This is a genomic window from Neorhizobium sp. LjRoot104 (assembly GCF_964253725.1).
GTDB lineage: Bacteria > Pseudomonadota > Alphaproteobacteria > Rhizobiales > Rhizobiaceae > Neorhizobium.
Genome location: NZ_CAXURS020000001.1, coordinates 2,367,129 through 2,391,109, shown reverse-complemented (window position 1 = coordinate 2,391,109; position 23,981 = coordinate 2,367,129). Strand labels below are relative to the sequence as shown.

26 protein-coding genes are annotated in these 23,981 nt (G+C 63.6%); 11 read left to right on the top strand and 15 right to left on the bottom strand.

Annotated elements, in window-relative coordinates; genetic code table 11:
- Positions 1-115 precede the first annotated feature (115 nt).
- Positions 116-631, top strand: a complete 516-nt coding sequence (locus ACSQ8R_RS12150) for a GNAT family N-acetyltransferase (protein WP_436253586.1) — start codon at positions 116-118, stop codon at positions 629-631.
- 78 nt (positions 632-709) lie between these two features.
- Positions 710-2,023: an MFS transporter gene (locus ACSQ8R_RS12145; protein WP_436253585.1), complete on the top strand. Its 1,314-nt coding sequence runs from the start codon at positions 710-712 to the stop codon at positions 2,021-2,023.
- A gap of 2 nt (positions 2,024-2,025) precedes the next feature.
- Here the strand turns inward: ACSQ8R_RS12145 and ACSQ8R_RS12140 are convergent, their stop codons facing one another.
- From ACSQ8R_RS12140 to ACSQ8R_RS12115, 6 genes are all read right to left on the bottom strand, one after another.
- Positions 2,026-2,445: a GNAT family N-acetyltransferase gene (locus tag ACSQ8R_RS12140; RefSeq protein WP_436253584.1), complete on the bottom strand. Its 420-nt coding sequence runs from the start codon at positions 2,443-2,445 to the stop codon at positions 2,026-2,028.
- 41 nt (positions 2,446-2,486) lie between these two features.
- Complete coding sequence (locus ACSQ8R_RS12135; RefSeq protein WP_436253583.1) at positions 2,487-2,909, bottom strand: GNAT family N-acetyltransferase; 423 nt, start codon at positions 2,907-2,909, stop codon at positions 2,487-2,489.
- Positions 2,910-2,912: 3 nt separating this feature from the next.
- Positions 2,913-4,979, bottom strand: a complete 2,067-nt coding sequence (locus ACSQ8R_RS12130; RefSeq protein WP_436253582.1) for a hypothetical protein — start codon at positions 4,977-4,979, stop codon at positions 2,913-2,915.
- Positions 4,980-5,174: 195 nt separating this feature from the next.
- On the bottom strand, positions 5,175-8,015 hold the full coding sequence (locus tag ACSQ8R_RS12125; protein ID WP_436253581.1) for a DUF4159 domain-containing protein: 2,841 nt from the start codon (positions 8,013-8,015) through the stop codon (positions 5,175-5,177).
- Positions 8,012-8,935 carry a DUF58 domain-containing protein gene (locus ACSQ8R_RS12120; RefSeq protein WP_436253580.1) on the bottom strand — a complete coding sequence of 308 codons (924 nt, stop codon included), beginning with the start codon at positions 8,933-8,935 and terminating at the stop codon, positions 8,012-8,014. Before ACSQ8R_RS12120 ends, ACSQ8R_RS12125 begins: the two co-directional genes overlap by 4 nt.
- 25 nt (positions 8,936-8,960) lie before the next feature.
- A complete protein-coding gene (locus tag ACSQ8R_RS12115) occupies positions 8,961-9,974 on the bottom strand; it encodes an AAA family ATPase (protein WP_436255453.1) in 1,014 nt (337 codons plus the stop codon).
- Positions 9,975-10,210: 236 nt separating this feature from the next.
- Between ACSQ8R_RS12115 and ACSQ8R_RS12110 the strand changes: the two genes are divergently transcribed.
- From ACSQ8R_RS12110 to ACSQ8R_RS12100, 3 genes are read left to right on the top strand one after another with little or no spacing between them, the layout of a single operon-like run.
- On the top strand, positions 10,211-10,834 hold the full coding sequence (locus ACSQ8R_RS12110) for a DUF1285 domain-containing protein (protein WP_436253579.1): 624 nt from the start codon (positions 10,211-10,213) through the stop codon (positions 10,832-10,834).
- A complete protein-coding gene (locus tag ACSQ8R_RS12105) occupies positions 10,831-11,466 on the top strand; it encodes a CoA pyrophosphatase (protein ID WP_436253578.1) in 636 nt (211 codons plus the stop codon). Before ACSQ8R_RS12110 ends, ACSQ8R_RS12105 begins: the two co-directional genes overlap by 4 nt.
- On the top strand, positions 11,463-12,725 hold the full coding sequence (locus ACSQ8R_RS12100; RefSeq protein WP_436253577.1) for a CCA tRNA nucleotidyltransferase: 1,263 nt from the start codon (positions 11,463-11,465) through the stop codon (positions 12,723-12,725). Before ACSQ8R_RS12105 ends, ACSQ8R_RS12100 begins: the two co-directional genes overlap by 4 nt.
- A 69-nt stretch (positions 12,726-12,794) precedes the next feature.
- On the opposite strand, the gene ACSQ8R_RS12095 is transcribed toward ACSQ8R_RS12100, so the two are convergent.
- The 3 genes from ACSQ8R_RS12095 to hemF all read right to left on the bottom strand — a co-directional run bounded on the left by ACSQ8R_RS12095 (position 12,795) and on the right by hemF (position 14,398).
- On the bottom strand, positions 12,795-12,986 hold the full coding sequence (locus ACSQ8R_RS12095) for a DUF1059 domain-containing protein (RefSeq protein WP_436253576.1): 192 nt from the start codon (positions 12,984-12,986) through the stop codon (positions 12,795-12,797).
- A gap of 103 nt (positions 12,987-13,089) precedes the next feature.
- Entirely contained in the window at positions 13,090-13,356 is a 267-nt protein-coding gene (locus ACSQ8R_RS12090) for a hypothetical protein (protein WP_436253575.1), read from the bottom strand.
- A 127-nt stretch (positions 13,357-13,483) separates the two neighbouring features.
- Positions 13,484-14,398 (bottom strand): oxygen-dependent coproporphyrinogen oxidase, encoded by a 915-nt coding sequence (gene hemF / locus ACSQ8R_RS12085; protein ID WP_436253574.1) that lies wholly within the window; start codon positions 14,396-14,398, stop codon positions 13,484-13,486.
- A 174-nt stretch (positions 14,399-14,572) separates the two neighbouring features.
- On the opposite strand from hemF, the gene ACSQ8R_RS12080 reads away from it, so the two are divergent.
- Positions 14,573-14,830, top strand: coding sequence for a hypothetical protein (locus ACSQ8R_RS12080; RefSeq protein WP_306873207.1), 258 nt, complete (start codon positions 14,573-14,575; stop codon positions 14,828-14,830).
- A gap of 9 nt (positions 14,831-14,839) precedes the next feature.
- On the opposite strand, the gene ACSQ8R_RS12075 is transcribed toward ACSQ8R_RS12080, so the two are convergent.
- From ACSQ8R_RS12075 to ACSQ8R_RS12055, 5 genes are all read right to left on the bottom strand, one after another.
- Positions 14,840-15,244 (bottom strand): hypothetical protein, encoded by a 405-nt coding sequence (locus ACSQ8R_RS12075; protein WP_436253573.1) that lies wholly within the window; start codon positions 15,242-15,244, stop codon positions 14,840-14,842.
- Positions 15,245-15,428: 184 nt separating this feature from the next.
- Positions 15,429-15,731: an addiction module antidote protein gene (locus ACSQ8R_RS12070; protein ID WP_436253572.1), complete on the bottom strand. Its 303-nt coding sequence runs from the start codon at positions 15,729-15,731 to the stop codon at positions 15,429-15,431.
- A 3-nt stretch (positions 15,732-15,734) separates the two neighbouring features.
- Positions 15,735-16,031, bottom strand: coding sequence for a type II toxin-antitoxin system RelE/ParE family toxin (locus ACSQ8R_RS12065; protein ID WP_436253571.1), 297 nt, complete (start codon positions 16,029-16,031; stop codon positions 15,735-15,737).
- Positions 16,032-16,093: 62 nt separating this feature from the next.
- Complete coding sequence (gene soxR, locus ACSQ8R_RS12060; RefSeq protein WP_436255452.1) at positions 16,094-16,573, bottom strand: redox-sensitive transcriptional activator SoxR; 480 nt, start codon at positions 16,571-16,573, stop codon at positions 16,094-16,096.
- Between the two features lie 66 nt (positions 16,574-16,639).
- A complete protein-coding gene (locus ACSQ8R_RS12055) occupies positions 16,640-17,122 on the bottom strand; it encodes a tRNA (cytidine(34)-2'-O)-methyltransferase (protein WP_436253570.1) in 483 nt (160 codons plus the stop codon).
- A gap of 378 nt (positions 17,123-17,500) precedes the next feature.
- Here ACSQ8R_RS12055 and ACSQ8R_RS12050 point away from each other — a divergent pair, with 378 nt between their 5' ends.
- From ACSQ8R_RS12050 to ACSQ8R_RS12035, 4 genes are all read left to right on the top strand, one after another.
- On the top strand, positions 17,501-19,357 hold the full coding sequence (locus ACSQ8R_RS12050) for an ABC transporter ATP-binding protein (protein ID WP_436253569.1): 1,857 nt from the start codon (positions 17,501-17,503) through the stop codon (positions 19,355-19,357).
- A gap of 168 nt (positions 19,358-19,525) precedes the next feature.
- Positions 19,526-19,795: a ribbon-helix-helix domain-containing protein gene (locus ACSQ8R_RS12045; RefSeq protein WP_436253568.1), complete on the top strand. Its 270-nt coding sequence runs from the start codon at positions 19,526-19,528 to the stop codon at positions 19,793-19,795.
- Positions 19,792-20,121, top strand: a complete 330-nt coding sequence (locus ACSQ8R_RS12040; protein ID WP_436253567.1) for a type II toxin-antitoxin system RelE/ParE family toxin — start codon at positions 19,792-19,794, stop codon at positions 20,119-20,121. The genes ACSQ8R_RS12045 and ACSQ8R_RS12040 overlap by 4 nt, the downstream gene beginning before the upstream one ends.
- 68 nt (positions 20,122-20,189) lie before the next feature.
- Positions 20,190-22,052, top strand: a complete 1,863-nt coding sequence (locus ACSQ8R_RS12035; RefSeq protein WP_436253566.1) for an ABC transporter ATP-binding protein — start codon at positions 20,190-20,192, stop codon at positions 22,050-22,052.
- Positions 22,053-22,061: 9 nt separating this feature from the next.
- On the opposite strand, the gene ACSQ8R_RS12030 is transcribed toward ACSQ8R_RS12035, so the two are convergent.
- Entirely contained in the window at positions 22,062-23,000 is a 939-nt protein-coding gene (locus tag ACSQ8R_RS12030) for an endonuclease/exonuclease/phosphatase family protein (RefSeq protein ID WP_436253565.1), read from the bottom strand.
- A gap of 393 nt (positions 23,001-23,393) precedes the next feature.
- Between ACSQ8R_RS12030 and petA the strand changes: the two genes are divergently transcribed.
- Positions 23,394-23,972 (top strand): ubiquinol-cytochrome c reductase iron-sulfur subunit, encoded by a 579-nt coding sequence (petA, locus tag ACSQ8R_RS12025; protein ID WP_436253564.1) that lies wholly within the window; start codon positions 23,394-23,396, stop codon positions 23,970-23,972.
- Positions 23,973-23,981: the final 9 nt, after the last annotated feature.

The window sequence follows — 23,981 nt, the reverse complement described above, 5'->3', positions numbered from 1 at the left end:
TTTTCCATGACCGAAGTACGGGCACTGCGACGACGCTGATCATCGACCAAGACGCTTACACGCGTCATCGAGATCCCTTGTCCTGTCCGCTCTCAATCTACGGCTTCGGTCCTTCATGTCTCAGCACGACCTCTACAAGCACGAACTCGTTTATCTCACGGAAGATGCGTCCCATGATGAGGTCATCGAACTCATCAATGCGGAAGCTTTCGGCCCCGGGCGCCATACCCGCGCCGCCGCCCGCATCCGCGAGCAGGGGCCGCATGACCGGATGCTCTCCTTCATCTGCGCCGACGACGGCGAAACGATCGCCTCGGTCCGGATGACGCCGGTTTATGCCGGTTCGGTGAAGGGCCACCTGCTCGGGCCGCTTGCGGTCCGGCCGTCGCACAAGAACCAGGGCATCGGCCGGGAACTGGTGCGGATCGCCATCGAAGCGGCGAGGCGCCAGGGTTCGGAAGCCGTCATTCTGGTCGGCGATCCGCCCTATTACGGCCCGCTCGGGTTTGAGAAGGTCGCCTATGGCGCGCTGGAATTCCCAGGCCCTGTCGATCCCGGCCGGGTTCTGGTCGTGCCGATCGCGGCCGACGCGCATGCGCGGCTCAAAGGCGTCATCGGCTGGCGCGAATAGGCCATTTCCTTTAAGCAGATGATGGATCGGTCGGCGAAGAGCCGGCCGGGCGATTCGTCGAGGCGAGGGACCGGGCGCATGACAGCAATCACCATGGACGAGGCGCTCGACCGCGCCGGAGCGGGAACCTATCAGCGGCGGCTGATGGGCGTTTTCGGTCTCGTCTGGACGGCCGACGCGATGCAGGTTCTGGCGGTCGGTTTCACTGCCGCCTCGATCGCGGCGACCTTCGGCCTCACCGTGCCGCAGGCGCTGCAGACCGGCACCGCCTTCTTCCTCGGCATGCTGCTCGGCGCGCTCGGTTTCGGCAGGCTCGCCGACCGGATCGGCCGGCGGCGGGTGCTGATCGTTACCGTTGCCTGCGATGCGGTGTTCGGGACGCTCTCCATCTTCGCCCCGGATTTCACCATCCTGCTTCTCCTGCGCTTCCTGACCGGCGCTGCCGTCGGCGGCACGCTGCCGGTCGACTATGCGATGATGGCGGAATTCCTGCCCGCCAGGAACCGCGGCCGCTGGCTGGTCCTGCTCGAAGGCTTCTGGGCGATCGGAACGCTGATCGTGGCGCTTGCCGCCTGGGCCGCAAGCCTCGCCGGTGTCGCGGATGCCTGGCGTTATATCTTCGCGGTCACCGCCATTCCGGCCATCGCCGGCATAGGCCTGCGTTTCCTGGTGCCGGAATCGCCGCTTTATCTGATGCGCTCGGGCCGCAACGAGGAGGCGAGGGCGATCGTCGATCGGATGCTTGTGGTCAACGGTCATCCGCAGCTCGGGGCAGGCACCAGCCTTGTCCCGCCGCCGCCGGTCAAGGCGACCGGCATTTTCTCGGGCGAGTTGCGCCAGCGCAGCATCATGATCCTGGCGATCTGGTTCCTAGTCTCGGTTTCCTATTACGGCGTCTTCACCTGGATGCCGGCCAGGCTGGCTGGCGAGGGCTTCGGTTTCGTACGCGGCTACGGCTTTCTGGTTCTGGTCGCACTTGCCCAGATCCCGGGTTATGCGCTTGCCGCCTATGGCGTGGAGAAATGGGGTCGCAAACCGACGCTGATCGGTTTTTGTCTGCTCTCGGCGCTCGGCTGCCTGAAGTTTGTCGTTGCACCGAGTGCCTTCCTGGTCGGAGCGGCGCTGCTGATCATGAGCTTTGCGCTGCTCGGCACCTGGGGTGCGCTTTACGCCTATACACCGGAACTCTATCCGACCGCGTCGCGCGCGACCGGCATGGGTGCTGCCGGCGCCATGGCGCGCCTCGGCGGCCTGCTCGCGCCATCGCTGGTCGGTTATGTCGTGGTGCAGGGCCTCGGCCTGACGATCGGTATCTTTGCCGGCCTGCTGGTGATCGCGGCGATCGCCGCCACGATGATCAATGCGGAAACGCGCCAGGTCTCCCTGGCTTAAGCTCAGAACCGCTTTTGCAGCCACGTCACCGAATGGCCTCCTTCGAGGCCATTCAACGTGCCGATCTCGGTATAACCCTGCTTGAGATAGAGCTTGAGTGCGGCGGGATTCATCGTGTCGATATAGGCGCCGACCGCGCCCCGGGCTTTGGCTTCGGCCTCGGCAATGTCGAGCATGCGGGCGGCAAGGCCGCGGCCGCGCAGCTCGTCGGGGATGTACAGCATCGACACATAGAGCCAGCCGCGGCCGGTATAGCCGGTCAGTCCGCCGATGAGATTGCCGCCCTCGTCCCGCAGCGGCACTGCCAGTTCCTGCCGGTTACTCGGGCCGAAGGCCATGACGTTGTGGGTCCTCAGCCGTTCGAGGATAAAGTCCTCCTCGTCGGCGCTCATGCCCTCGGTCAGTGTCAGGTCGATATCCATGCGGCGATTCTTCGTCCCCATTTTCGGAGCGAACGGATAAGCTACAGAGCTTTCCTGAGGAAGGTGCGGGTGCGGCCCTTCGGAAAATCGGGAAGTTCGCCAAAGATCTCGTAGCCCTGGCGCATATAGGCGTTGCGGGCGACCGGGCTGAAGGTGTCGATCCAGGCGCCGTGGCAGCCGCGGGCGCGGGCTTCCTCCTCGGCTTGGGCCAGCAACCTGCCGGCCATGCCTTCACCCCGCAACGCGTCGGGGATGAACAGCCACTGGGTGAAGAGCCAGCCCCAGGCCGTATAGCCGGAAAGCCCGCCGATCACCTTGTCCTCGGCGTCGCGGATCAGCACGGCGAGCGGCTTGCGCTCGGAGGGGCCGACATCCGCGTCGTTGAAGGCTGTCAGTCCTTCGCCGATCACGGCCAGTTCTTCGGGCGCGGGCGAGGCGGTTACGTCAAGCTCAAGCTGCGTCATGCCTCAGCGACCCTCGCGCCACCACATCGCCGCGACTGCGAAGAGCAGGGCGGAGAGGCCGGCGAAACCGGCAAACAGCGGCAGCGTGTTGATGCCGCGCAGCACCGTCTCGTCGGTCATGCGGATGACCATGCGGTCGGGATCGTTGACGCGCACTTCGCCGCGCACCGGCAGGATATCCGGCAGCGAGATACCGTCTCCGGATGCGACGCGGGTGACGAGGCCGCGGGTCTTGTCTGCATAGGGTTTCAGCGTCGCTTCGGTCGAGATCATCGCCTTGAATTCCGGGGCATCGACGGTCCCGACATGCACGAGCGTCGAGAACTGGCCGTTGGTGACCTCGAACAGGCCGGTCTCTTCCATGCGGCGTTCCAGCCGGTACTGGCCGGGGCCGGCTGACGTCATCGGCACGGTCTCGGTGCGGCCGGACGGGTATTTTATCGTCGCCGGGCCAGGATCGTCGCCGATCGTCTGGCGGGTCGCTTCCAGCGTGCGGCCGACGGCGCGGGCGGTCAGCGCTTCTTCCTCAAGTTCCGGCTCCTTCATCAGCCAGTGGGCGATGCGGCGATAGAGCGAGACGTGCGGGCCGCCGCCTTCGAAACCGCGGGCCCAGAGCCAGCCCTGGTCGGAGAGCAGCATGGCGACTCGGCCTTCGCCCTGGCGGTTGAGCACGAGCAGCGGCCGGTCGCCGTCGCCTTCCATGACGGTCTGGCCCTGCGGCGTATCGACATCGATGGTGCGGAACCAGCGGCCCCAGGCAGGCGGGTTGGCATTGGAACCGTCGAGGCCGCGGGTCACGGGATGCTTTTCGCCCTCCGGCGAGAGGTGGGGATAGAAGGCGGCGCTGTGGACCTCGCCGGTCGGCGCGGCCGGCAGGACCTGTTCGAGCGGCGTCGAGGCGATCGAATCCTCGCCGGCATGCTCGGGGCCTGCGGCGATCAACAGCGCGCCGCCGTTGTTCACGTACTGGGCGATGTAATCGTAATAGAGGATCGGCAGCACGCCGCGGTGCTTGTAGCGGTCGAAGATGATCAGGTCGAAATCCTTGATCTTCTCGACGAACAGTTCGCGGGTGGGGAAGGCGATCAGCGACAGTTCGTTGATCGGCGTGCCATCCTGCTTTTCCGGTGGGCGCAGGATGGTGAAGTGGACGAGATCGACGGAGGCGTCGGACTTCAAAAGGTTGCGCCAGGCACGCTCGCCGGCATGCGGCTCGCCGGAGACGAGCAGGACGCGCAAATTCTGGCGGATGCCGTCGATGACATGGACGGCGCGATTGTTGGCGGTCGTCACCTCACCGGGAAGCTCGGCGACCGAAAATTCCATGACATTGTTGCCGCCGCGCGGAACCGTGAAGGAGAACGGCGTCTCCTGGCCGGGCGTGGCGCGCAGCGTCGCGGTCTGCTGGCCGTTCATGCGCACGGTGACCTGGGCGGGGCCGCCGCCGGTGCGGCCATCGTCGAAGACCCGAAGCGTCAGTTCCTGCTCCTCGCCGACAATGCCGAAGCGGGGAGCGCGGACGACCTCGACACGGCGGTCGAACTCGCCCGGCTTGCCGGTGATCAGCCCGTGGACGGGGGCGTTGAAGCCGAGGTCCTGGTTGATGCCGGGCAGGTCGTGGATCTGGCCGTCGGTGAGGAAAACCGCGCCGCCGATACGAGCCGGCGGCACATCGGAGATCGCCGAACGCAAGGCGGTGAAAAGTTTGGTGGAGGGCGTATCGGAATCGCCGTCGTCATCGACCTCGACAATGCGTGTCTCGATGCGCGGGTAGCGGGAGAAACGGTCCTGGAGTCTGGCAAGCGCCTCGTCGGTCTGTTCCTTGCGCTCGGCGGTCTCCTGGCTCTGGGAACGATCGACGATGATTGGCACCACGGTCGAAAGCTGGTCGCGATCCTCCTGCAGCAGCGTCGGGTTGGCGAGCGCAAGCAGAAGGGCGGCGAGCGCCAGCGTACGCAAAGCGGCGCCACGGATGCCGCGCCAGAAGCCGAGGCCGGCGAGGATCAGCGCGAAAACACCGAGGGCGGCAAGGATCGGCCAGGAGAAGAACGGTGCGAATTCGATGGTCATGAGGGCTTCCCTTCATGGGCCAGAAGCATTGCGCGAGGTTCGCCCCTCACCCCGCCTCCGCTTCGCTCGGCGCACCCTCTCCCCGCAGGCGGGGCGAGGGGGAACGGCGACGGTGCGGCATATCCCTTCTCCCCGCGTGCGGGGAGAAGGTGGCGGCAGCCGGATGAGGGGCTAAGGACCATGGCGACTATCCCCTCACTGCCCAAGCCGCTCAAGCAGCGCCGGGACATGCACCTGGTCGGCTTTGTAGTTGCCGGTCAGCATGTACATCATGATGTTGACGCCGGAACGGTAGGCGTATTCGCGCTGCATCTCGTCCGGGGGCACGGTCGGCAGAACCGGCCCGCCCTGACTGTCGACTGCCCAGGCGCCGGCGAAGTCGTTGCCGGTGATCAGCAGCGGAGTGACGCCGTCGCCGCTGGAGGAGAGCTGGGCGCCGGTATTCTTGGCTTCCTGCCGTGCCTCGACCCAGAGCGGGCCGCCGGTATAGCGGCCGGGGAAATTGGTGAGCAGGTAGAAGGAGCGGGTCAGCACGTGGTCGGTCGGCGTCGGCTCCAGCGGCGGGATGTCGATATTGGCCAGGATCGCCTGCAGGCGCTCGCCATTCGGCGTGGTGCCGCCGCCGTCGAGCGACGAATACTGGTCGCGAGTATCAAAGAGGACAGTGCCGCCGTTGCGCATATAGGCGTCGATCCGGGAGATTGCCGCCTGGCTGGGCATCGGGGCGGTCGCGGAGATCGGCCAGTAGATGATCGGATAGAAGGAGAGCTCGTCCTTGGTGATGTCGAGGCCGACCGGGGCGCCGGGTTCCAGCGTCGTGCGATAGGTCAGGAATTGACTCAAACCTTCGAGGCCCTGTTCGGAAATCCGATCGACATCCTGTTCGCCGGTCGTGACATAGGCGAGGTGGGTGGTATCGAGCCGTTCCAGGATCTGCTCGTCGCCGGGCTTGGCGCCGGCCCCGGGCGCCATTTCCTGCGCCTGCGATTGGCCCGGCATGAAGACGAAGAGGCCGAAGGCGAGGGCGGCGATCACCGCCGCGGCATTGCCGGCTGTCCGGCGACGGCCAGGAACACGGAAGAAGGCGCCGTTCATGAACAGCACCACGAGGCTGTCGAGGATCAGCATTGCAAAGGCGGCGGCGAAAAGGGCGGGGCGGAGCGACACGGCTTGCCCGCCCGCAAGGCCTTCGCGCACCAGCGGCCGGCCGGCGGTGGTCGGATCGAAGCGGGCGATCACGGTTTTGGGCGCCAGCAGGTTGACGGCGGTAAAACCGTCCTCGGTGCCGTAGAGGCCTGGCGGGTGGTCGAAGCTCGCGACCGGCACCTGGTTGGCGGCAATCGCGATCGGCCGCGCCGTTCCGGTCTCCGTGGTGAGGATCCCGTCGGCGGTGAGCAGCCGGTAGGGAGCCAGCGTCGCAGCGGTAGCGTCAGTCGCCCCTCCGGACGATGCGGCACCGCCGGCGCGGGCGAGCTGCACGAGGCGGCGGAGCATTTCGACGAAATTGCCCGACAGCGGCAGGTTGGACCAGGTCGCCTCGGCGCTCGTATGGAAGAGCACGATGCGGCCGGCCTCGACCTCCTTTTCGGTGACAAGAGGTGTGCCGTCGGCAAGGCTTGCCCAGGTGCGCTCGGCAAGATCCGGCGTCGGTTCGGCGAGAACCTGGCGGGTGACGGTGATGTCGGCGGCGCGCGGCATGCCGGCGAAGGGTCCGAAGCTCGGGAAATCGGCAAGCGACTGCGGCTCCGACCAGGACATGGCGCCGCCGAGCGCGCGTTCGCCCTGGCGCAGGATGACCGGCACCAGCGGATCATCTGCGGGGGCCGCGGCAAGCCGCGGTCCGGCAAAGCGGATCAGCGTGCCGCCCTGGGCGATCCATCGCTGCAGCGGCGCATAGGTTTCGGAGGGCAGGCGGCCGACATCGGCGAGGATGATGGCGGACGGGTTGCCCTGCAGGATCTGCGGAATGGCGACCGCAAGATCGGCGGTGTTCGGCTGGATGACATCCGCATAGGGCAGGAGCGCGCGGCTGATGTAGTAGAGCGGCTGCAGAAGCGGCTGGAAATCGCTGCCGCTTTCACCGGCGAGAAGTGCGACGCGGCGGCGCTTGAAGCCGTCATCGAGGAGATGTGCTGCGCCGGCGGTGGCCAGCCCATCGATGCTCAGCCGCGCGAAATCGTTGCGCAGTTCGAACGGCGAGGTGATCTCGGCGGTGGCGGTCGCTGCACCCGCATCGAAGCGGAGCGCGCCGGAGGCGAGCGCGCGCCCCTGGGCGTCCAGCGCATTGACGTTCAATTGCTGCGCCGAGGCGGTCGAAAGACGCGTTGCCGTCACCGACATGGCGGCGGCGTTGTTCACGGCGTCGGTCAGGGCCACGGCGCTGTGGCCGTCGCCTTCGATCAGACGCATTTCGGCGGGCGAGAGGGCTGCGAACGTCGACATGGCTTCGTTGTCGCCCGCCGCCGTCATGCCGTCGGAAAGGATGGCGAGCGTGCCCGGGCGGGTGCCTCTCATGGCTTCGCTCACGGCCTGGGCGGCGCGGGCGCGATCCGGAACCAGCGGCTTCGGGCTGGCGGCCGTCAGCTTGTCGCGGGCAGCGGCTGGCGTGCCGGGAACGGCCTCATGGCTGGCGTCGGCTGTGAAGGTGATCGAGACCGGCACGTCGGCGCCTTCGGCATCGTCGATCAGGAGGTTGGCGGTCTGGACGCGGCGCTCCCAGTCGGCAGCGGTCGCCCAGCCGTTATCGACGACGACAACCAGCGGGCCGTTGGCATTCAGCGAATTGACGCGCGGATTCATCACCGGGTCGGCGATCGCCAGGATCACGGCAGCGGCGAGAAGCATGCGCAGCAGCGTCAGCCACCAGGGGCTCTTCGACGGGGTTTCCTCGCGCTTCAGGACCGTTGCCAGGATCCGCAGCGGTGGGAAGACTTCCGCCTTCGGGCGCGGCGGTGTGAGCCTGAGCAGCCACCAGATGACCGGCAGCGCGATAAGGCCGAAGAGAATGGCGGGATTTGCGAAAATGAGCGCGCTCATGACCTGCCTCCGCCCGGCTTTTGCGCCGGCAGGCCTGAGAGATAACCATGCACGGCGACCAGCGCCTCGGAGGCCAGGTGATCGGTCCGATGGAAGACAAAACTCCAGCCGAGACGGCGCAGCGATTCGCCCAGCGCATCGCGACGGGCGAAATAGGCGCGCTGGTAATCCTCGCGGATCATCTCGGCGCGGCCGGAGACGAGCTTTTCGCCGGTTTCCGGATCGGTGAATTCGGTGCGGCCGGTATAGGGGAATGTCTCCTCGGCCGGATCGGCGATCTCGACCACATGGCCGCGCAGGCCGCGGCGGCCGAGCGGGGTGATGCGGTCCATCACCCGGTCGGCGTCGTCGAGGAAATCGCCGATCAGCACGATGTCGCTATGGCCGCGGATCATCGCGGTATCCGGCAGGCCGGTGGTCAGCGGCGCGTGCATGATCGAGGCCGCCAGCCGCTCGGCGGCGTTGCGGGCCGATACCGGTTCCATGATGCCCGGGCAGCCGATCCGTTCGCCGGAGCGGGCGAGAATCTCGGCCAGCGCCAGCATCAGCACCAGCGCGCGGCTTTCCTTGGAGGCGATCGCGAGCGTCGACTTGTACATCATCGACGGCGACATGTCGGCCCAGAGCCAGACGGTGTGGGCAGCTTCCCATTCGCGTTCGCGCACATAGGTATGGTCGTCGCGGGCGGAGCGGCGCCAGTCGATGCGCGACAGGCTTTCACCTTCGGCATAGGGCCGGAACTGCCAGAAATTTTCGCCGATGCCGCGCTTGCGGCGTCCATGCCAGCCGGCGATCACGGTGTTGGCGATGCGCTTGGCTTCCACCATGCAGTCCGGCACCAGCGTCGCGCGGGCCTGGGCTCGAGAGAGGAGTTCGCTACTCGGTGTCTGCTCTACGATCTGGCCAATGGTGGATGCCACGCATTATCCTTTCTAGCCGGCGGACTTAGCCGCGGGCCTGCTTCACCAGACCGGCGATGACGTCGCGGACCGACATGCCTTCGGCGCGCGCCGCAAACGTCAGCGCCATGCGGTGTTCGAGCACCGGTTCGGCAAGCGCATAGACGTCGTCGAGCGACGGAGCGAGGCGGCCTTCGTAAAGGGCGCGGGCGCGGGCCGTCAGCATCAGCGACTGGCCGGCGCGCGGGCCGGGACCCCAGGCGACGTGCTTGTCGGTATGGGCATTGCCATGGCCGGGCCGGGCGGAGCGCACCAGCGACAGGATCGCATCGACCACCTTGTCGCTGACCGGCATCTGGCGGATCAGCACCTGGATTTCCTGAAGACGGGCAGCGTCGATGACGCCGCGCGCCTTGGATTCCGAAAGGCCGGTGGTTTCGAGCAGGATCTGCCGCTCGGCGGCCAGTTCCGGATAAAGCACGTCGACCTGCAGCAGGAAGCGGTCGAGCTGCGCTTCGGGCAGCGGATAGGTGCCTTCCTGCTCCAGCGGGTTCTGGGTCGCGAGCACGTGAAAGGGGGCGGGCAGATCGTAACGCTGGCCGGCGACCGTGATGTGATATTCCTGCATGGACTGCAGCAGCGCCGACTGGGTGCGCGGCGAGGCGCGGTTGATTTCGTCGGCCATCAGCAGCTGGGCGAAGACCGGGCCCTTGATGAAGCGGAAGGAGCGGCGGCCGGCATCGTCCGTATCCATGACTTCGGAGCCGAGAATATCCGAAGGCATCAGGTCGGGGGTGAACTGGATGCGGTTGGCGCCGAGGCCGAGCACGGTGCCGAGCGTGGTGACGAGCTTGGTCTTGGCAAGGCCGGGGACGCCGACCAGCAGCGCGTGACCGCCGGAGAGAACCGCCAGCAGCGTGTTTTCGACCACCTTTTCCTGGCCGAAGATCACTTTGGCGATCTCGGTGCGGATGGCGGCGATGTCGGAAAGGGCCATTTCGGCGGCGGCGATGATGGCTTTCTCATCGAGGACGGTATCGGTGGAATTCATCAGGCCCATGTCGCTCTCCATCATCCAGAACCGGCTGGCATCCAGAACCGGCAGGCACTCAGAAACCGGCTGGCTTTCCAAGGCCGGACTTATTCATGTCCCGGCGTCGAATCGCTGCATCGCAGCATCCGGCTTATCCCATCAAACTTATTCCCCGAAACATGGCTGACAAGCACGTATCGAATGACTATCTCGTGAGGAACAAATGCTGTGGTGAATGCTTACGGACGAACCGGGACTGAAAGATGGCAGCGCAAACGATAAATTCGGCACCCGATGCCGCAGGGCTTGCGGCCCTGATTTCACGCGCTTCCGAGCAAACCGGCGACGGAAAGCGCGGTTTGCCGCCTGTCGAGCGATGGAATCCACCCTTTTGCGGCGATATCGATATGGAAATCCGTGCCGACGGTACCTGGTTCTACATGGGCACGCCGATCGGCCGCGCACCGCTGGTGCGGCTGTTTTCGACGGTGCTGCGCAGGGATGAAGACGGCCGGACCTATCTCGTAACACCTGTGGAAAAGGTCGGCATCCGGGTCGTGGACGCACCTTTTCTGGCGGTCGAGATGCAGGTGACGCAGCGTGAAGGCCGACCGGTCCTCACGTTCAGGACAAATGTCGGTGATGTGGTCGAGGCGGGGGCGGAGCACCCCTTGCGCTTCGAGATATCAGGCGAAAACCGCGAGCTGAAACCCTATGTCCTGGTACGCGGCCGGCTGGAGGCGCTGGTCTCGCGGGCTGTCATGTACGATCTCGTGGAACTCGGCGAGGCGATCGTGATAGACGGGGTTTCGATGTTCTCCGTTCGCTCCGGAACGGAGGTCTTTCCCGTGATGCCCGAGGCCGAACTGGACGCCTTATCGCAATGAGTGACTTTCCCCTTTTTTCGGCCGGCGATTTCCGCCGCCGGGCACTGAACCAGAATGGCGGGCCCATCGACCACGCCTGGCGCGATCATGGCGACCACCTGCTCAATCCGACGCTGGTCGATTTCGCCGCGGGGCTGAAGCTGAAGGATGCGGCCGTGCTGGTGCCCGTTGTCGATGACGGCGACGAGGCGAAGGTGATCCTGACGCAGCGGACATCGACGATGCGCCAGCACTCGGGACAGATCGCCTTTCCGGGCGGCGGCATTGACCCGGAGGACCGGTCGCCGGAACAGGCGGCGCTGCGGGAGGCGGAAGAAGAGATCGGCCTCGACCGCGCCTTCGTCGAAACCCTGTCGCGGCTGCCGACCTATTACGCGGCGACCGGGTTCCGCATCACGCCGGTGCTCTCGGTGGTCAGGCGCGGTTTCGAGATCACGCCCAACCCGACCGAGGTGGACGAGGTCTTCGAAGTGCCGCTGTCCTTCCTGATGAATGAGGCGAACCACCAGCGCGGCAGCCGCGAATGGGATGGCACGGAGCGGCATTTCTACGTGATGCCCTACGAGGAACGAAACATCTGGGGCATTACCGCGGGCATTCTGCGCACGCTCTATGAAAGGCTTTATGCATGACCAGTGTAGCCGACGAGGCCTGGTTCAAAGATCCGGCGCTGCAGCGCATCCTGACCTTGCTGAATGCCGATGGCGGCGAGGCGCGCGTGGCGGGCGGCGCGGTGCGCAATGCGCTGATGGGGCTTCCCGTCGCCGATGTCGATGTCGCCACCACGCTACGTCCGGAAAAGGTGGTCGAGCGGGCGGTGACGGCCGGTATCAGGGCCGTGCCGACCGGCATCGAGCACGGCACGGTGACGCTGGTCATCGACGGCCATGGTTTCGAAGTCACGACGTTGCGTCGCGATATGGAGACCGACGGCCGGCGCGCCAAGGTCGCCTTCGGCACTGACTGGCAGGCGGATGCGGAACGGCGGGACCTGACGATCAACGCGCTTTATGCTGACGGTCAAGGCGAAGTGATCGACCTTGTGAACGGACTGCCGGATATCGAGACGCGCACGGTCCGCTTCATCGGCGAGGCGGCGGAGCGGATCGCCGAGGACTACCTGCGCATCCTGCGCTTCTTCCGCTTCTTTGCCCATTACGGGTCCGGCCGGCCGGATGCGGATGGCCTGAGGGCCTGCGCCCGGGCCAAGGATAGGCTTTCGACCCTGTCGGCCGAGCGCATCTGGGCCGAAACCAAGAAATTGCTGTCCGCCCTCGATCCCTCCCGGGCGCTGCTCTGGATGCGGCAGGCGGGGGTGCTCACCGAAGTCCTGCCCGAGACGGAAAAGTGGGGTATCGACGGTATCCACGGCCTCGTAGCGGCTGAAAAGTCGCTCGGCTGGACGCCCGACCCGCTTCTGAGGCTGGCGGCGATCGTGCCGCCGGATGCGGAGCGGCTGGATGGGCTCGCGAAGCGGCTCAGGATGTCGAACGCGGAAGCTGCCAGGCTTGCCGCCTGGGCAAATGCGCCGGTGCCGCCCGACGAGGTGACGGATGTCGGCTTCGACCGGCTGCTTTACCGCCATGGCGCGGAGGGGCTGGTCATGCGGCTGAGGCTGGCTCTGGCCTCTGCGCGAACTGCGGCCGAGGGCGATCCCGCGGCGATGCGCAAGTCCGCGCGGCTGTCGGTGCTGCTGAAGAGGGCTGAGAACTACAAGAAGCCGGTCTTTCCGCTCGGCGGTGGCGATATCGTCGCCGCGGGCGTGCCGGCCGGCAAGCGGGTCGGAGAAATTCTGAAGGAGCTGGAAGACTTCTGGGTGGAGCGCAATTTCGCCCTGGACCGGGCGGCGCTGACCGCCCGGCTGGAGGATATGATCCGCAGCTCGCTTTGACATCAGGCGGCCTGTCGCGGCGACGCCGGGCGCGAGCGCTCTATGCAGGGCGGCCGACCGCCTCGATACTCAGGCCGCGGCCGCGCCGTTTTCGTCGCGAATGCGCGCCTTGATGTTCTCGACCATGGTTTCGCGGATTATCTCTTCCCCGTGCACCATGCGCAGATGGTCCACGGCGCGGCGGACGACCTCGGCGTCCTCGTCGGCACGGGTATGCCACTGGCAACCGGGCACGAGGGTCCCGCATTCGAACAGTCGCATGACATTTCCTCCTGTTGACGTTGGAATGGAGGCGGCGGACATCTCCTCACATCTGCCGGCCCCATTCCGATAACTCGGAAGCTACGACGACCGTTCCCGACGCTTACTCGGAAAGCGCCCAGGCGTGGAAGACGGAAGCCTGTTCATTACCCCGTTCCCGGGCCGGTTCGTCATTGGCGGCCGAGGTGGCGACCGACTTGCCGGCAAACTGGCGCTTCACCTGGTCTACATAAAAGGAATGGGGAAGTTCACCGCCGGTTCTCGCGCGCATTTCCGTCGCGAGCCGGTCGATCATTTCAGCAGTATCAAGGGAACGGGCATCCTTGTCCTCAGACGCTTCCGGCATAGGCATGCTATTCGGTGCCATCATGGCGATCCTCCTCCGCTACAACCGAGGGGACGCTACCACCATCGCATCGATTCCGATATCGCATTTGTTAAGGATGAGATATTGGGGCCTGTTTTTCCCCGAAATCGTTAATTTTATGGTGTTTGATCTAAGGCCACCTTACAACCGGAGGCAGTGACGAGAGGATGGACTCGACGTTGCCGCCGGTCTTCAACCCGAAAATGGTGCCACGGTCGTAGAGCAGGTTGAACTCGACATAACGGCCGCGGCGGATCAGCTGCTCGTCGCGATCATGTTCCGTCCACGGCCTGTTGAAGTTGGCCCGGACGATTTTCGGATAGACGAGATTGAAGGCCCGGCCGACATCCTGGACGAAGGCGAAATCCGCATCCCAGCCGCCCTTTTCTTCGACCGGATGCAGCCAGTCGAAGAAAATACCGCCGATGCCGCGCGCTTCGTTTCGGTGCTTCAGATAAAAATACTCGTCGCACCATGCCTTGTAGCGATCGTAGTCGGCGACCGCCTCGTGGCGCTTGCAGGTGATTTCCATGACCCGGTGGAAGAGGGTGCTGTCGGGATCCGTCTGGGTGCGCCTGCGGTCGAGAACCGGGGTGAGGTCGGCGCCGCCGCCGAACCACTGGCTCGACGTCACCACCATGCGGGTGTTCATGTGCACGGTCGGCACGTTGGGATTGACCGGATGGGCGATCAGCGAGATGCCCGACGCCCAGAAGCGCGGGTCTTCTTCCGCACCCGGCATCTGGCTGCGGAAATCGGCGGAAAACTCGCCATGGACGGTCGAGGTGTGGACGCCGACCTTCTCGAAGACGCGGCCTTCCATCATCGACATCCTGCCGCCGCCGCCGGCCCCGCCGTCGCGCAGCCAGTCCTTAGGCTTGAAGCGGCCGGGCTCCTGATCGGAGAGGGGGCCGGTCAGCTCGTTCTCGAGGCCTTCCAGCGAGGCGCAGATCGTGTCGCGCAGGCTCTCGAACCAGGCGCGCGCCGCGGCCTTCTTGTCTTCGATGTCCTCGGGCAGCCCCTTGGGCAGTACCGGCCGTTCCATGTCGTTATCCTCTCGCCATCCCCTTGGCGTGATTCGCATTTTTCCGATCGGGGATTAGCAGTTCTGGCTTTCGCGAACCATTCCATCGGTTGTCGCAGGTGGAAAATGAGACTCGCAAAGCGTGTCGCCCGGCACTATCTTTACCGCATAAACCGGTGCTGATCAGAGGCTTTCATGGCAAAGTTCACACCCCCGCCGCTCGACGGGCTGAAACGCAGGATCGATCGCCACCGGCAGGAAAAGGCCGGCGAGCGACAGGGCATGTTCGTACGGCAGACCTTCCAGCTCTCGCGGGAAGAAGCGCGCGAGAAAGCGCGCGAATGGTTTCATGAATTTCCCAAGGCCGCGTACTGGACCGAAGTGGAAAGCTGGCGCCAGCTCGAAGGCGACCGGATCGAATTCACCATGCGCAGGCTGCCGACGGCGGACTGATCCGATCCGTCACTTCGGATCCTCATAGGTGTAGAGCGCGCACATCTCGTCGCTGCTCCTTGGCGGATTTCTTCCCGTAAACACGGCGATCGCCGACATGCCGCTTCCGGACGCCCAGTTCGCCACATAGGTCACGTTGCCCGATCCGCAGAGCTGGTTGCCGTTTTCGAGTTCCGGATCGGCCGGTTCCGCGACGCGGTAGACCGAAGCCGGCACCTTCCTGCCATTGACGCGGAAATTGTCGGCGACGAGATCGGAGAACTCGAGGGTTTCCTCGTTCTCGAAGGTGATGCTGAAATCGTCCAGCCATACATCGCCGGTAACGCTCATCGCCGTCTTGCTGACCGCGGTATAGTGTTCGGCCTCCTGGGCGTGAACGGACGAAACCATCAGGACAAGGGTGGCAACAGTCATGGGGCGGCAAAGCAGATTGCGCATCTTGGTCCTTGAGGCTTGGGGCTGGGAAGTACGAAGCTCGATTGCGGAAACTTATGCGATCGCCGATGTTTGGCCCATGGGCTTCGACCGGTCTGGCATGTGTTTTTCAAAAGATGCTAAACGGGCGGGAGACGGGTGATCCGCCTGATGCCGATCCCGCTCAGGCGGCATCCTCCGCCTTGACGAGAACCGGCGTGAGTTCGAGGCCGAGCGCTTTCATCACCTTCAGGACCGTGGCGAATTCCGGGTTTCCTTCACCACTCAGGGCCTTGTACAAGGCCGCGCGGCTCATGCCAACATCGCGGGCGAGTTTGCTCATGTTCTGGGCCCTCGCGACGATGCCGAGGCACTTGGCGATGAAGGCGGGGTCGCCGTCTTCGAATGCGGCGGTCATGAATTCCTGGATATCCTCATCGCTGTTCAGATGTTCCGCGATGTCGAACCGCCGTACTTCCAAAGCCATCGGTTATTCCTTCCATTCCTTGGCGAGGCGTTTCGCCTCGGCGATGTCCTTGGTCTGGCTGCTTTTGTCGCCACCGCAAAGCAGCAGGACAACAATGTCGCCTCTTCGGCTGAAGTAGATGCGATATCCCGGGCCATAATGGATCCGCATCTCGCTTACGCCTTCTCCAACCGGTTTGACGTCACCCAGGTTGCCGTCTTCAGCGCGGGCGATGCGACCGAAAATCCTGGTCACGGCGTGCCTGTCTCGCAGATCATCTACCCAATCATCAAAAACCTTGGTCGAATATATCGTAAACATTGCGAACTGTACTCTATGGAGTGCATTTTTGCAATCAACTTAAGCTAAGCCTATCCGTGCAATCAGTCGCGATTCTCAACTTCTTCAGCTTCCAGCAAGATCGGCCCCGCGCCCTTTTCGCCGAGCATGTCGAGCGGGTTCCTGAGCGGGCAGTCCTGCATAGACAGGCAGCCGCAGCCGATGCAGCCGGTCAGGTGGTCGCGCAGCGCCGTGAGGCTGGCGATGCGGGCGTCGAGCTGGCGTTTCCAGGTTTCCGAAAGGCGCTGCCAGTCCTTTGCCGTCAACGGCCGGTCGTGCGGCAGGACGGAGAGCGCCTCGGCGATATCGGCAAGCGGTATGCCGGTCTTCTGGGCAACCTTGATGACCGCCACCCGGCGCAGCACGACGCGAGGATAACGGCGTTGGTTGCCGCGGTTGCGGCGGCTCTGGATCAAGCCCTTGGTCTCGTAGAAATGCAGGGTGGAGACCGCCACGCCACTGCGTTCGGCGACTTCCCCCACCGTCAGTTCAAGCTCAAGCCGCGCACCCGGGTTTTTCTTCAATGTCACTATTGACCTCAATATTGCTTGAGGTTTTATACCAGAGGCTCCCGGAAAGAAAACCGGAGCCTATTCAATAAGACGAAAATCGTTCTGCCGCAGCGCCTCGCCGGCAATCATCGCTGCCGACATGGCGACGTTGATGGAGCGCTGGCCTTGGACCATCGGTATCAGGATGCGGCCGTCGGCGGCCTCATGCACGTGGTCGGGCACGCCGGCGCTTTCGCGGCCGAAGAGGAGGATATCGTCCGGTTGGAATTCGAAGCGGGTATAGGGCAGGGCGGCCTTGGTGGAAGCAAGCACGACGCGCCGGCCGTTCGCCCTGCGCCACTCGTCGAAGCGCTGCCAGTTGACATGGCGGGCGAGCGTGACGCTGTCCAGATAGTCCATGCCGGAGCGTTTCAGGTTCCGGTCGGAAATGTCGAAGCCGGCGGGCTCGATGATATCGACCGACAGGCCGAGGCAGGCGGCAAGCCGGAGGATCGTGCCGGTATTGCCGGGAATATCCGGCTGGTAGAGGGCGATGCGAAGGTCAGAGGAAATGTCGCTCATATGCCGTCCTTACGGGAAACCGGTCTCCGATCTCAAGCCCTTTCGATACACGGCAGGGCTGTTACGAGCAGGCAACAGAAAAGCCCCGAGTGGTTGCCCGCGCCGATTTGCTCTTTCCAATTTGCGCCCGAAAGGTTAGAAGGCTTGCGTAACTCAACGCCTACTCAAGGAGGCCTACATGGATATGACCGTGCTTTCGCGCCTCCACAGCCGAATTATTATCTTTCTGGCCTAGGCGTTCCGCGGTTTCTCGCAAACTTTTCTTTCCTGATCCGTTACGAGGCCGACTTCCGGCCTCGATATCCTAAGTTTTCGTCGCTCGATTCCGGCCGCCTTGCGTGCGGAGCCGGAGCGGCAGTCCGATTTACGGAGCTTTTCATGTTCTCGTGGTTCGAACGGCGCGTTGATCCCTATCCGGACGAAGCGCCCGCACTACCGCCTTCGGGCCTTGCGGCCTTCCTGTGGCACTATACCAAGCCGGTCTGGCCTTGGGTCGTCATCATGTCGACCTGCACGATGCTGATTGCCGTCGGCGAGGTGGCGCTGTTCCAGTTCCTCGGCGATATCGTCGACTGGCTGACCAATGCCGATCGGACGACCTTCCTCGATCGGGAAGGGCCGAAGCTGTTCTTCATGGCTTTCGTGGTGCTGGTTGGCCTGCCGCTGGTGGCGACGCTCAATTCGCTGATCATGCACCAGATCCTGATGGGCAATTTCCCGATGATCGCCCGCTGGCAGATGCACCGCTTCCTGCTGCGGCACTCGATGACGTTCTTCGCCAACGAGTTCGCCGGGCGCGTCTCGACCAAGGTGATGCAGACTTCGCTCGCGATCCGCGAAACGGTGATGAAGGTGCTCGATGTGTTCGTCTACGTCTTCACCTATTTCATCTCGATGATCGCCGTCGTAGCGGCGGCGGACCTGCGGCTGGCCGTTCCGCTCGTCCTGTGGATCGTCTTCTACTCGATCACGGTCGCCTATTACGTGCCGCGCCTGAGAAAAATCTCGGCGGAACAGGCGGATGCGCGCTCGATGATGACCGGCCGCGTGGTGGACAGCTATACGAACATCGCCACCGTCAAGCTGTTTTCGCATGCGGGCAGGGAAGAGACCTATGCGCGCGACGCCATGGATATCTTCCTGAAGACCGTGCATGCGCAGATGCGCAAGGTGACCGCCTTCCAGGTGCTGGTCTACTTCTACAACTGTGCGGCGCTGTTTGCCGTCGGCGCGCTGTCGATCTGGTTCTGGCTGGACAGCGCCATCTCGATCGGTGCGATCGCGATCGCCATCGGCCTTGCGATGCGCATCAACGGCATGTCGCAATGGGTGATGTGGGAAGTCTCGGCGCTGTTCGAAAACATCGGCACCGTCTATGACGGGATGTCGATGATGACCAAGGCGCATGACGTGGTGGACCGGAAGAGCGCTTCGGCGCTGACCGCGAAGAAGGGCCATATCCGCTACGACAACGTCCACTTTCACTATGGCAAGGGCAAGGGCGTCATCGAAGGCCTGACGCTCGATATCCCGGCCGGTCAGAAGATCGGTCTGGTCGGTCGCTCCGGCGCCGGCAAGACGACGCTGATGAACCTGCTGTTGCGCTTCTACGATCTGGAAGGCGGCCGCATCACCATCGACGGCCAGGACATCGCCGGCGTGACGCAGGACAGCCTGCGTTCGCTGATCGGCGTCGTCACCCAGGATACCTCGCTGCTGCACCGGTCGATCCGCGACAACATCGCGTACGGCAAGCCGGATGCGACCGACGCGGATATCATCGAGGCGGCGAAGCGGGCGAATGCCTGGGACTTCATCGACGGGCTCGCCGACATGCAGGGACGAAAAGGTCTCGACGCGCATGTGGGCGAACGCGGCGTGAAACTGTCGGGCGGCCAGCGTCAGCGCATCGCGATCGCCCGCGTCTTCCTGAAGGACGCGCCGATCCTGGTGCTTGACGAGGCGACCTCGGCGCTCGATTCGGAAGTCGAAGCTGCGATCCAGGAGAACCTGTTCTCGCTGATGCAGGGCAAGACGGTGATCGCAATTGCTCACCGGCTGTCGACGCTGACCGAAATGGACCGGCTGATCGTGCTCGACCGCGGCCGGATCATCGAGGCCGGCACCCATCGCGAACTCGTGGCATCAGGCGGCATCTATGCCGACCTCTGGAACCGCCAGTCCGGCGGCTTCATCGGCCATGACGACGTCATCGAGGAAGAGGCGGCGGAGTAGTCTCCGCCGCCGACTTTGAACCAACCCGAAAGTTGCGCATCAATCTTCGGGCCGGTTGATTGCCTGGGAGTTTGCATCTTGCATGCCATTTTCCCTGCGGGGGAGGGGTCTTAACAATTCCCAATAGATAAGATACTCTTGCGCGGGCGAATGAAGGTCAAGTGCGTCATGGCTACGATTACTATTTCTCTTCCCGATACACTGAAGGACTTCGTCGAAATCCAGATGGCGACGAAAGGCTACGGCAACGTCAGCGAATATTTCCGTACTCTCTTGCGAGACGCGCAACAGAAAGAGAATGACGAACGCCTCAGAGTTTTGTTGCTGGAAGGGCTTAGCTCCGGAGAAGGGCATGCAGCCACGCCTGAGTTCTGGAGCGATCTCAAGGCAGAGGCGGCGATCCTTCTCGACAAGAAAACGAAGAAGTCTTCGTCTTGATAGTCATCATCAAACCGGCGGCTAGATCCGACATCTTGCGGCAGGTCGATTATTATGGGGACATCGGTCTGCAAGATATCGGGAAGAGGTTCGTCTTTTCCGTTCAGTCATCGATCGATGCCCTCACAAGAACACCTCTCGGCGGCTCGCCACGACACTTCACCGACGAGGAACTTCTGGGTCTAAGATCTTGGCCGGTAAAGTCTTTTGAGGCATTCCGCATCTATTACATTCCACAGGACGATCGGTTGATCGTATTGCGTGTTCTTCATGGGCGGCGGGATGTGGAGGGAATATTCGACGAGGGCTCCGAAGCCGATCATTAAGAAAATGTAAGCCGCCGCCCGGCCGCTTTTGCTTTGCCGCCGATCAGAATCCGCCTATATCCGGGGGCATGTTGAAACCGGTCTTCCGCATCTTCGAGAGCTTTATCAAGCCGTTTGCGAGGCGGGACGACCTGAAGCCACCCGCCGGCCTTGTGGGCTTCATCTGGTTCTATGTCCGCCAGGCAAAACTTCCCTTCTTCGCCATGCTGGTGCTCGGCGGGCTTGCGGCCGGCGTTGAGGCGGCAATGTTCTGGTATGTCGGCCGGCTGGTCGATATTCTCGACACGACCAAACCCGCCGACGGCTGGTCGGGACTGCTTGCCAACCACGGTACCGAACTGGTCATCATGGCGCTGGTGGTAGGTATCGGTCGCTTCCTGGTCGGTTTCCTGACGGCGCTCGTCGATCAGCAGATCATCACGCCCGGTTTCTACAATCTGGTGCGCTGGCAGTCCTACATCCACGTGTCGCGCCAGTCGCTCTCCTTCTTCCAGAACGATTTTTCCGGCCGCATCGTCACGAAGGTCTGGTCGGCCGGCCAGGCAACCGGCGACGTGCTGACCTCCTTCATGGAAAGCGTCTGGTTCGTCGGCATCTATTCGGTCTCGACCATCGCGCTGGTCGCGGGGCTCGACTGGCGTCTGGCGGTCGTCGTCGTCGCGTGGCTTTCGATCTTCGCGTTGCTCGCCAGATATTACGTGCCGCGTATTCGCGAACACTCCAAAGCCTCCGCCGAGGCTGGGTCGATGATCAGCGGCCGCATGGTCGATGCCTATTCCAACATCCAGACGCTTCGGCTGTTCGGCCGCGACGAGGCGAACGACCGCTACATGCTCTCCGGTTTCGAGAGTTTTCAGGACACGATCATCGCGTTTACGCGGCTGCTCACCAGCGTGCGGGCCTCGATGGCCTTCCTCTCCGGCACGATGATCGTCACCATGGCGGCGATGAGCGTGCATCTGTGGCTCTCCGGCCTGATCTCGTCCGGCGCGGTTGCCTTCACCATGGCGCTGATGCTGCGGCTGAATTTCCTGCTCGGCCGGCTAATGACGCAGCTGAACGGCATCATGCGCAATATCGGCACGATCCAGAACTCGGCCGAGCTGATCTCGCAGCCGATCGGGCTGGTGGATACACCGAACGCGACGCAGCTGGTGGTGAAGCGCCCGGAAATCCGCTTCGAGAATGTCAGTTTCCACTACGGCAAGACGAAGGGCGTCATCGACAACCTGTCGCTCACGATCCGGCCGGGCGAAAAACTCGGCATCGTCGGGCGTTCGGGCGCCGGCAAGTCGACGCTCGTCAACCTGCTCCTGCGGTTCTACGATCTCGAAGGCGGACGTATCCTGATCGACGGGCAGGACATTGCCAGGGCGACACAGGAATCGCTGCGCGCCCAGATCGGCATGGTGACACAGGATACGTCGCTGCTGCACCGGTCTATCCGCGACAATATCCTTTTCGGCCGGCCGGATGCGACCGAGGCGCAGCTCGTCGAGGCGGCGCGCAAGGCGGAGGCTGACACGTTCATCGCAGCACTTGAGGACCAGCGCGGCCGCAAGGGGTTTGACGCACATGTGGGCGAGCGCGGCGTCAAGCTTTCCGGCGGCCAGCGCCAGCGCGTGGCGATCGCGCGGGTGATGATAAAGGATGCGCCGATCCTGGTGCTCGACGAGGCAACCTCGGCACTCGATTCGGAGGTGGAGGCGGCGATCCAGTCGAACCTGGAGCGGCTGATGCAGGGCAAGACCGTGCTCGCCATCGCCCACCGGCTGTCGACCATCGCAGCCCTCGATCGCCTGATCGTCATGGACAAGGGCCGGATCATCGAGGACGGCACGCACAACGAACTGATTGCGCGGGGAGGGCTCTATTCGGAGCTCTGGGCACGGCAGTCGGGCGGTTTTCTCGCCGCGGACGCTGCCCAATAGCGCTCCGGTTCACTCTCCAGTAATGGCGATCTCGGCGATCAGCCCGTAGTGGTTGGAGCCGTGCGCCTGGGAAATGCGGGTCAGCGACTTTATCTTGAGCGGCGCCCGCGCATAGACATGATCGATCGGCAGGCCGAACGCGCCCGCCCGGATCGGCCAGGTGGCGGGTTCGAAGCCGGCCGTCGCCAGGTCGGTATTGCGGAGGAACCGGCGCATGTTCGGCGCCAGGCTTGAGGCGTTGAAATCGCCGGAGAGCAGCAGCGGGCCGGTTGTCTCGCTGATTGCGAGAGCGGCTCGGTTCAGTTCCACCGAGTGGAAATTGTCGAAATAAGGCTTGGTCGTGTGCATGCCGACGAAGTTGATCGTTCGGCCGCCGACGGTCACCTTGGCAAGGATAAAGCGGTCCGGAAAGATCTCGCTGAGCGATTGGACCGTGGGCGCTTCGATCGGCACCTTGGATAGCATGAGCTGGTCGCAATCCTCGATCAGCAGGCCGCAGCCGACCCGGTAGGGATAGGTTTTCGCCAGCTCGTCCATGTAGACCCGAAGCGGGGCTGCCTCCATGATGTTGACAAGGTCTGCGCCGGAAGAGCGGATCGTTTCGACGATGTCTTCCGCATTGGCGAAATTGTCGTTGAGGATGTTGAAGGACATCAGCCGGAAGGTCTGTGCATTTGCCTCTGCGGGCGTCATCGGCACGGCGAATTCGCGGCTCATCAGCACCGCGTGGCCGACAAAGAGAAGTGAGGCGGCGAAAAGCAGCCAGACCAGGAAGTGCCGCTTGACGACAAGTGCCACGACCATGGCCGCCACGCAGCCGAGTGCCGCATGCAGTTGCAGGCTGTAAAGCGTTCCCAGGATCCAGTGAGGGTGTATGTAACGCGTCCCGATCGCCATCAGCACAAGCGACACGATGACGCAGATGGCAACCGATAGTGTTTGTCTCATTCGGGTATGTCCGGGACGGCCGCCTTCTGTCGTGGGCTTGGCCTAACATGAGGCCTGATTTGTTGCAATGCGGTGCGCGGCAGGGCGGTTAACGGGAAGTGCGCCATCCCCGCCGTTTCCTTTGAAAAACGCCTGGTTTTCTCCGGCCGGAGAGGCCATTGCAGGCCATGTTTTGCAGGCCTGTGCTCTGCCTGTCACGCTCGTCCGGAACCCTCCGGGTTTTCCGGCGACAAACTGGTCGGCACCCCTTGCCAAGGCTGGACATATTTTGCGATCAAGCATAGAACGCGCCGGATTGCTGGGGAATCTATGGTCGAATTGTGTTCAACTGAGATTCGCCGGGACGGGGGCAGAGCGGTTTCCGCGAAATTGCGTGAGAAGGATGATTGAGCCGTGAGCGAGCACGACACACATAGCGAAACACTGGGCGAGCCTACTCGTCGTGATTTCCTTTACCTGACGACCGGTATGGCCGGCGCCGTCGGCGCTGTTTCCGTGGCATGGCCCTTCATCGACCAGATGCGTCCGGACGCTTCGACGCTGGCGCTTGCGTCCATCGAAGTCAACGTTGCGGCTCTCCAGCCGGGCATGTCGCTGACGGTCAAGTGGCGCGGCAAGCCGGTGTTCATCCGCAACCGTACGCCTGAAGAAATCAAGGCCGCCGCCGACGTGCCGATGGCTGAGCTCAAGGACCCGGTGGCGCGCAACGCCAACCTGCCGGCCGATGCGAAGGCAACCGGTGTCGATCGCTCGGGCGGCGCCGGCAAGGAGAACTGGATCGTGATGATCGGCTCCTGCACCCATCTCGGTTGCGTGCCGCTCGGCCAGTCCGGCGAATACAATGGATGGTTCTGTCCGTGCCACGGGTCGGTCTACGATACGGCCGGCCGTATCCGTAAAGGTCCGGCTCCGGAGAACCTCGCCATTCCGACTTTCAGTTTTAAGTCCGATACAGTTATCCAGATCGGGTGAGGGGATACA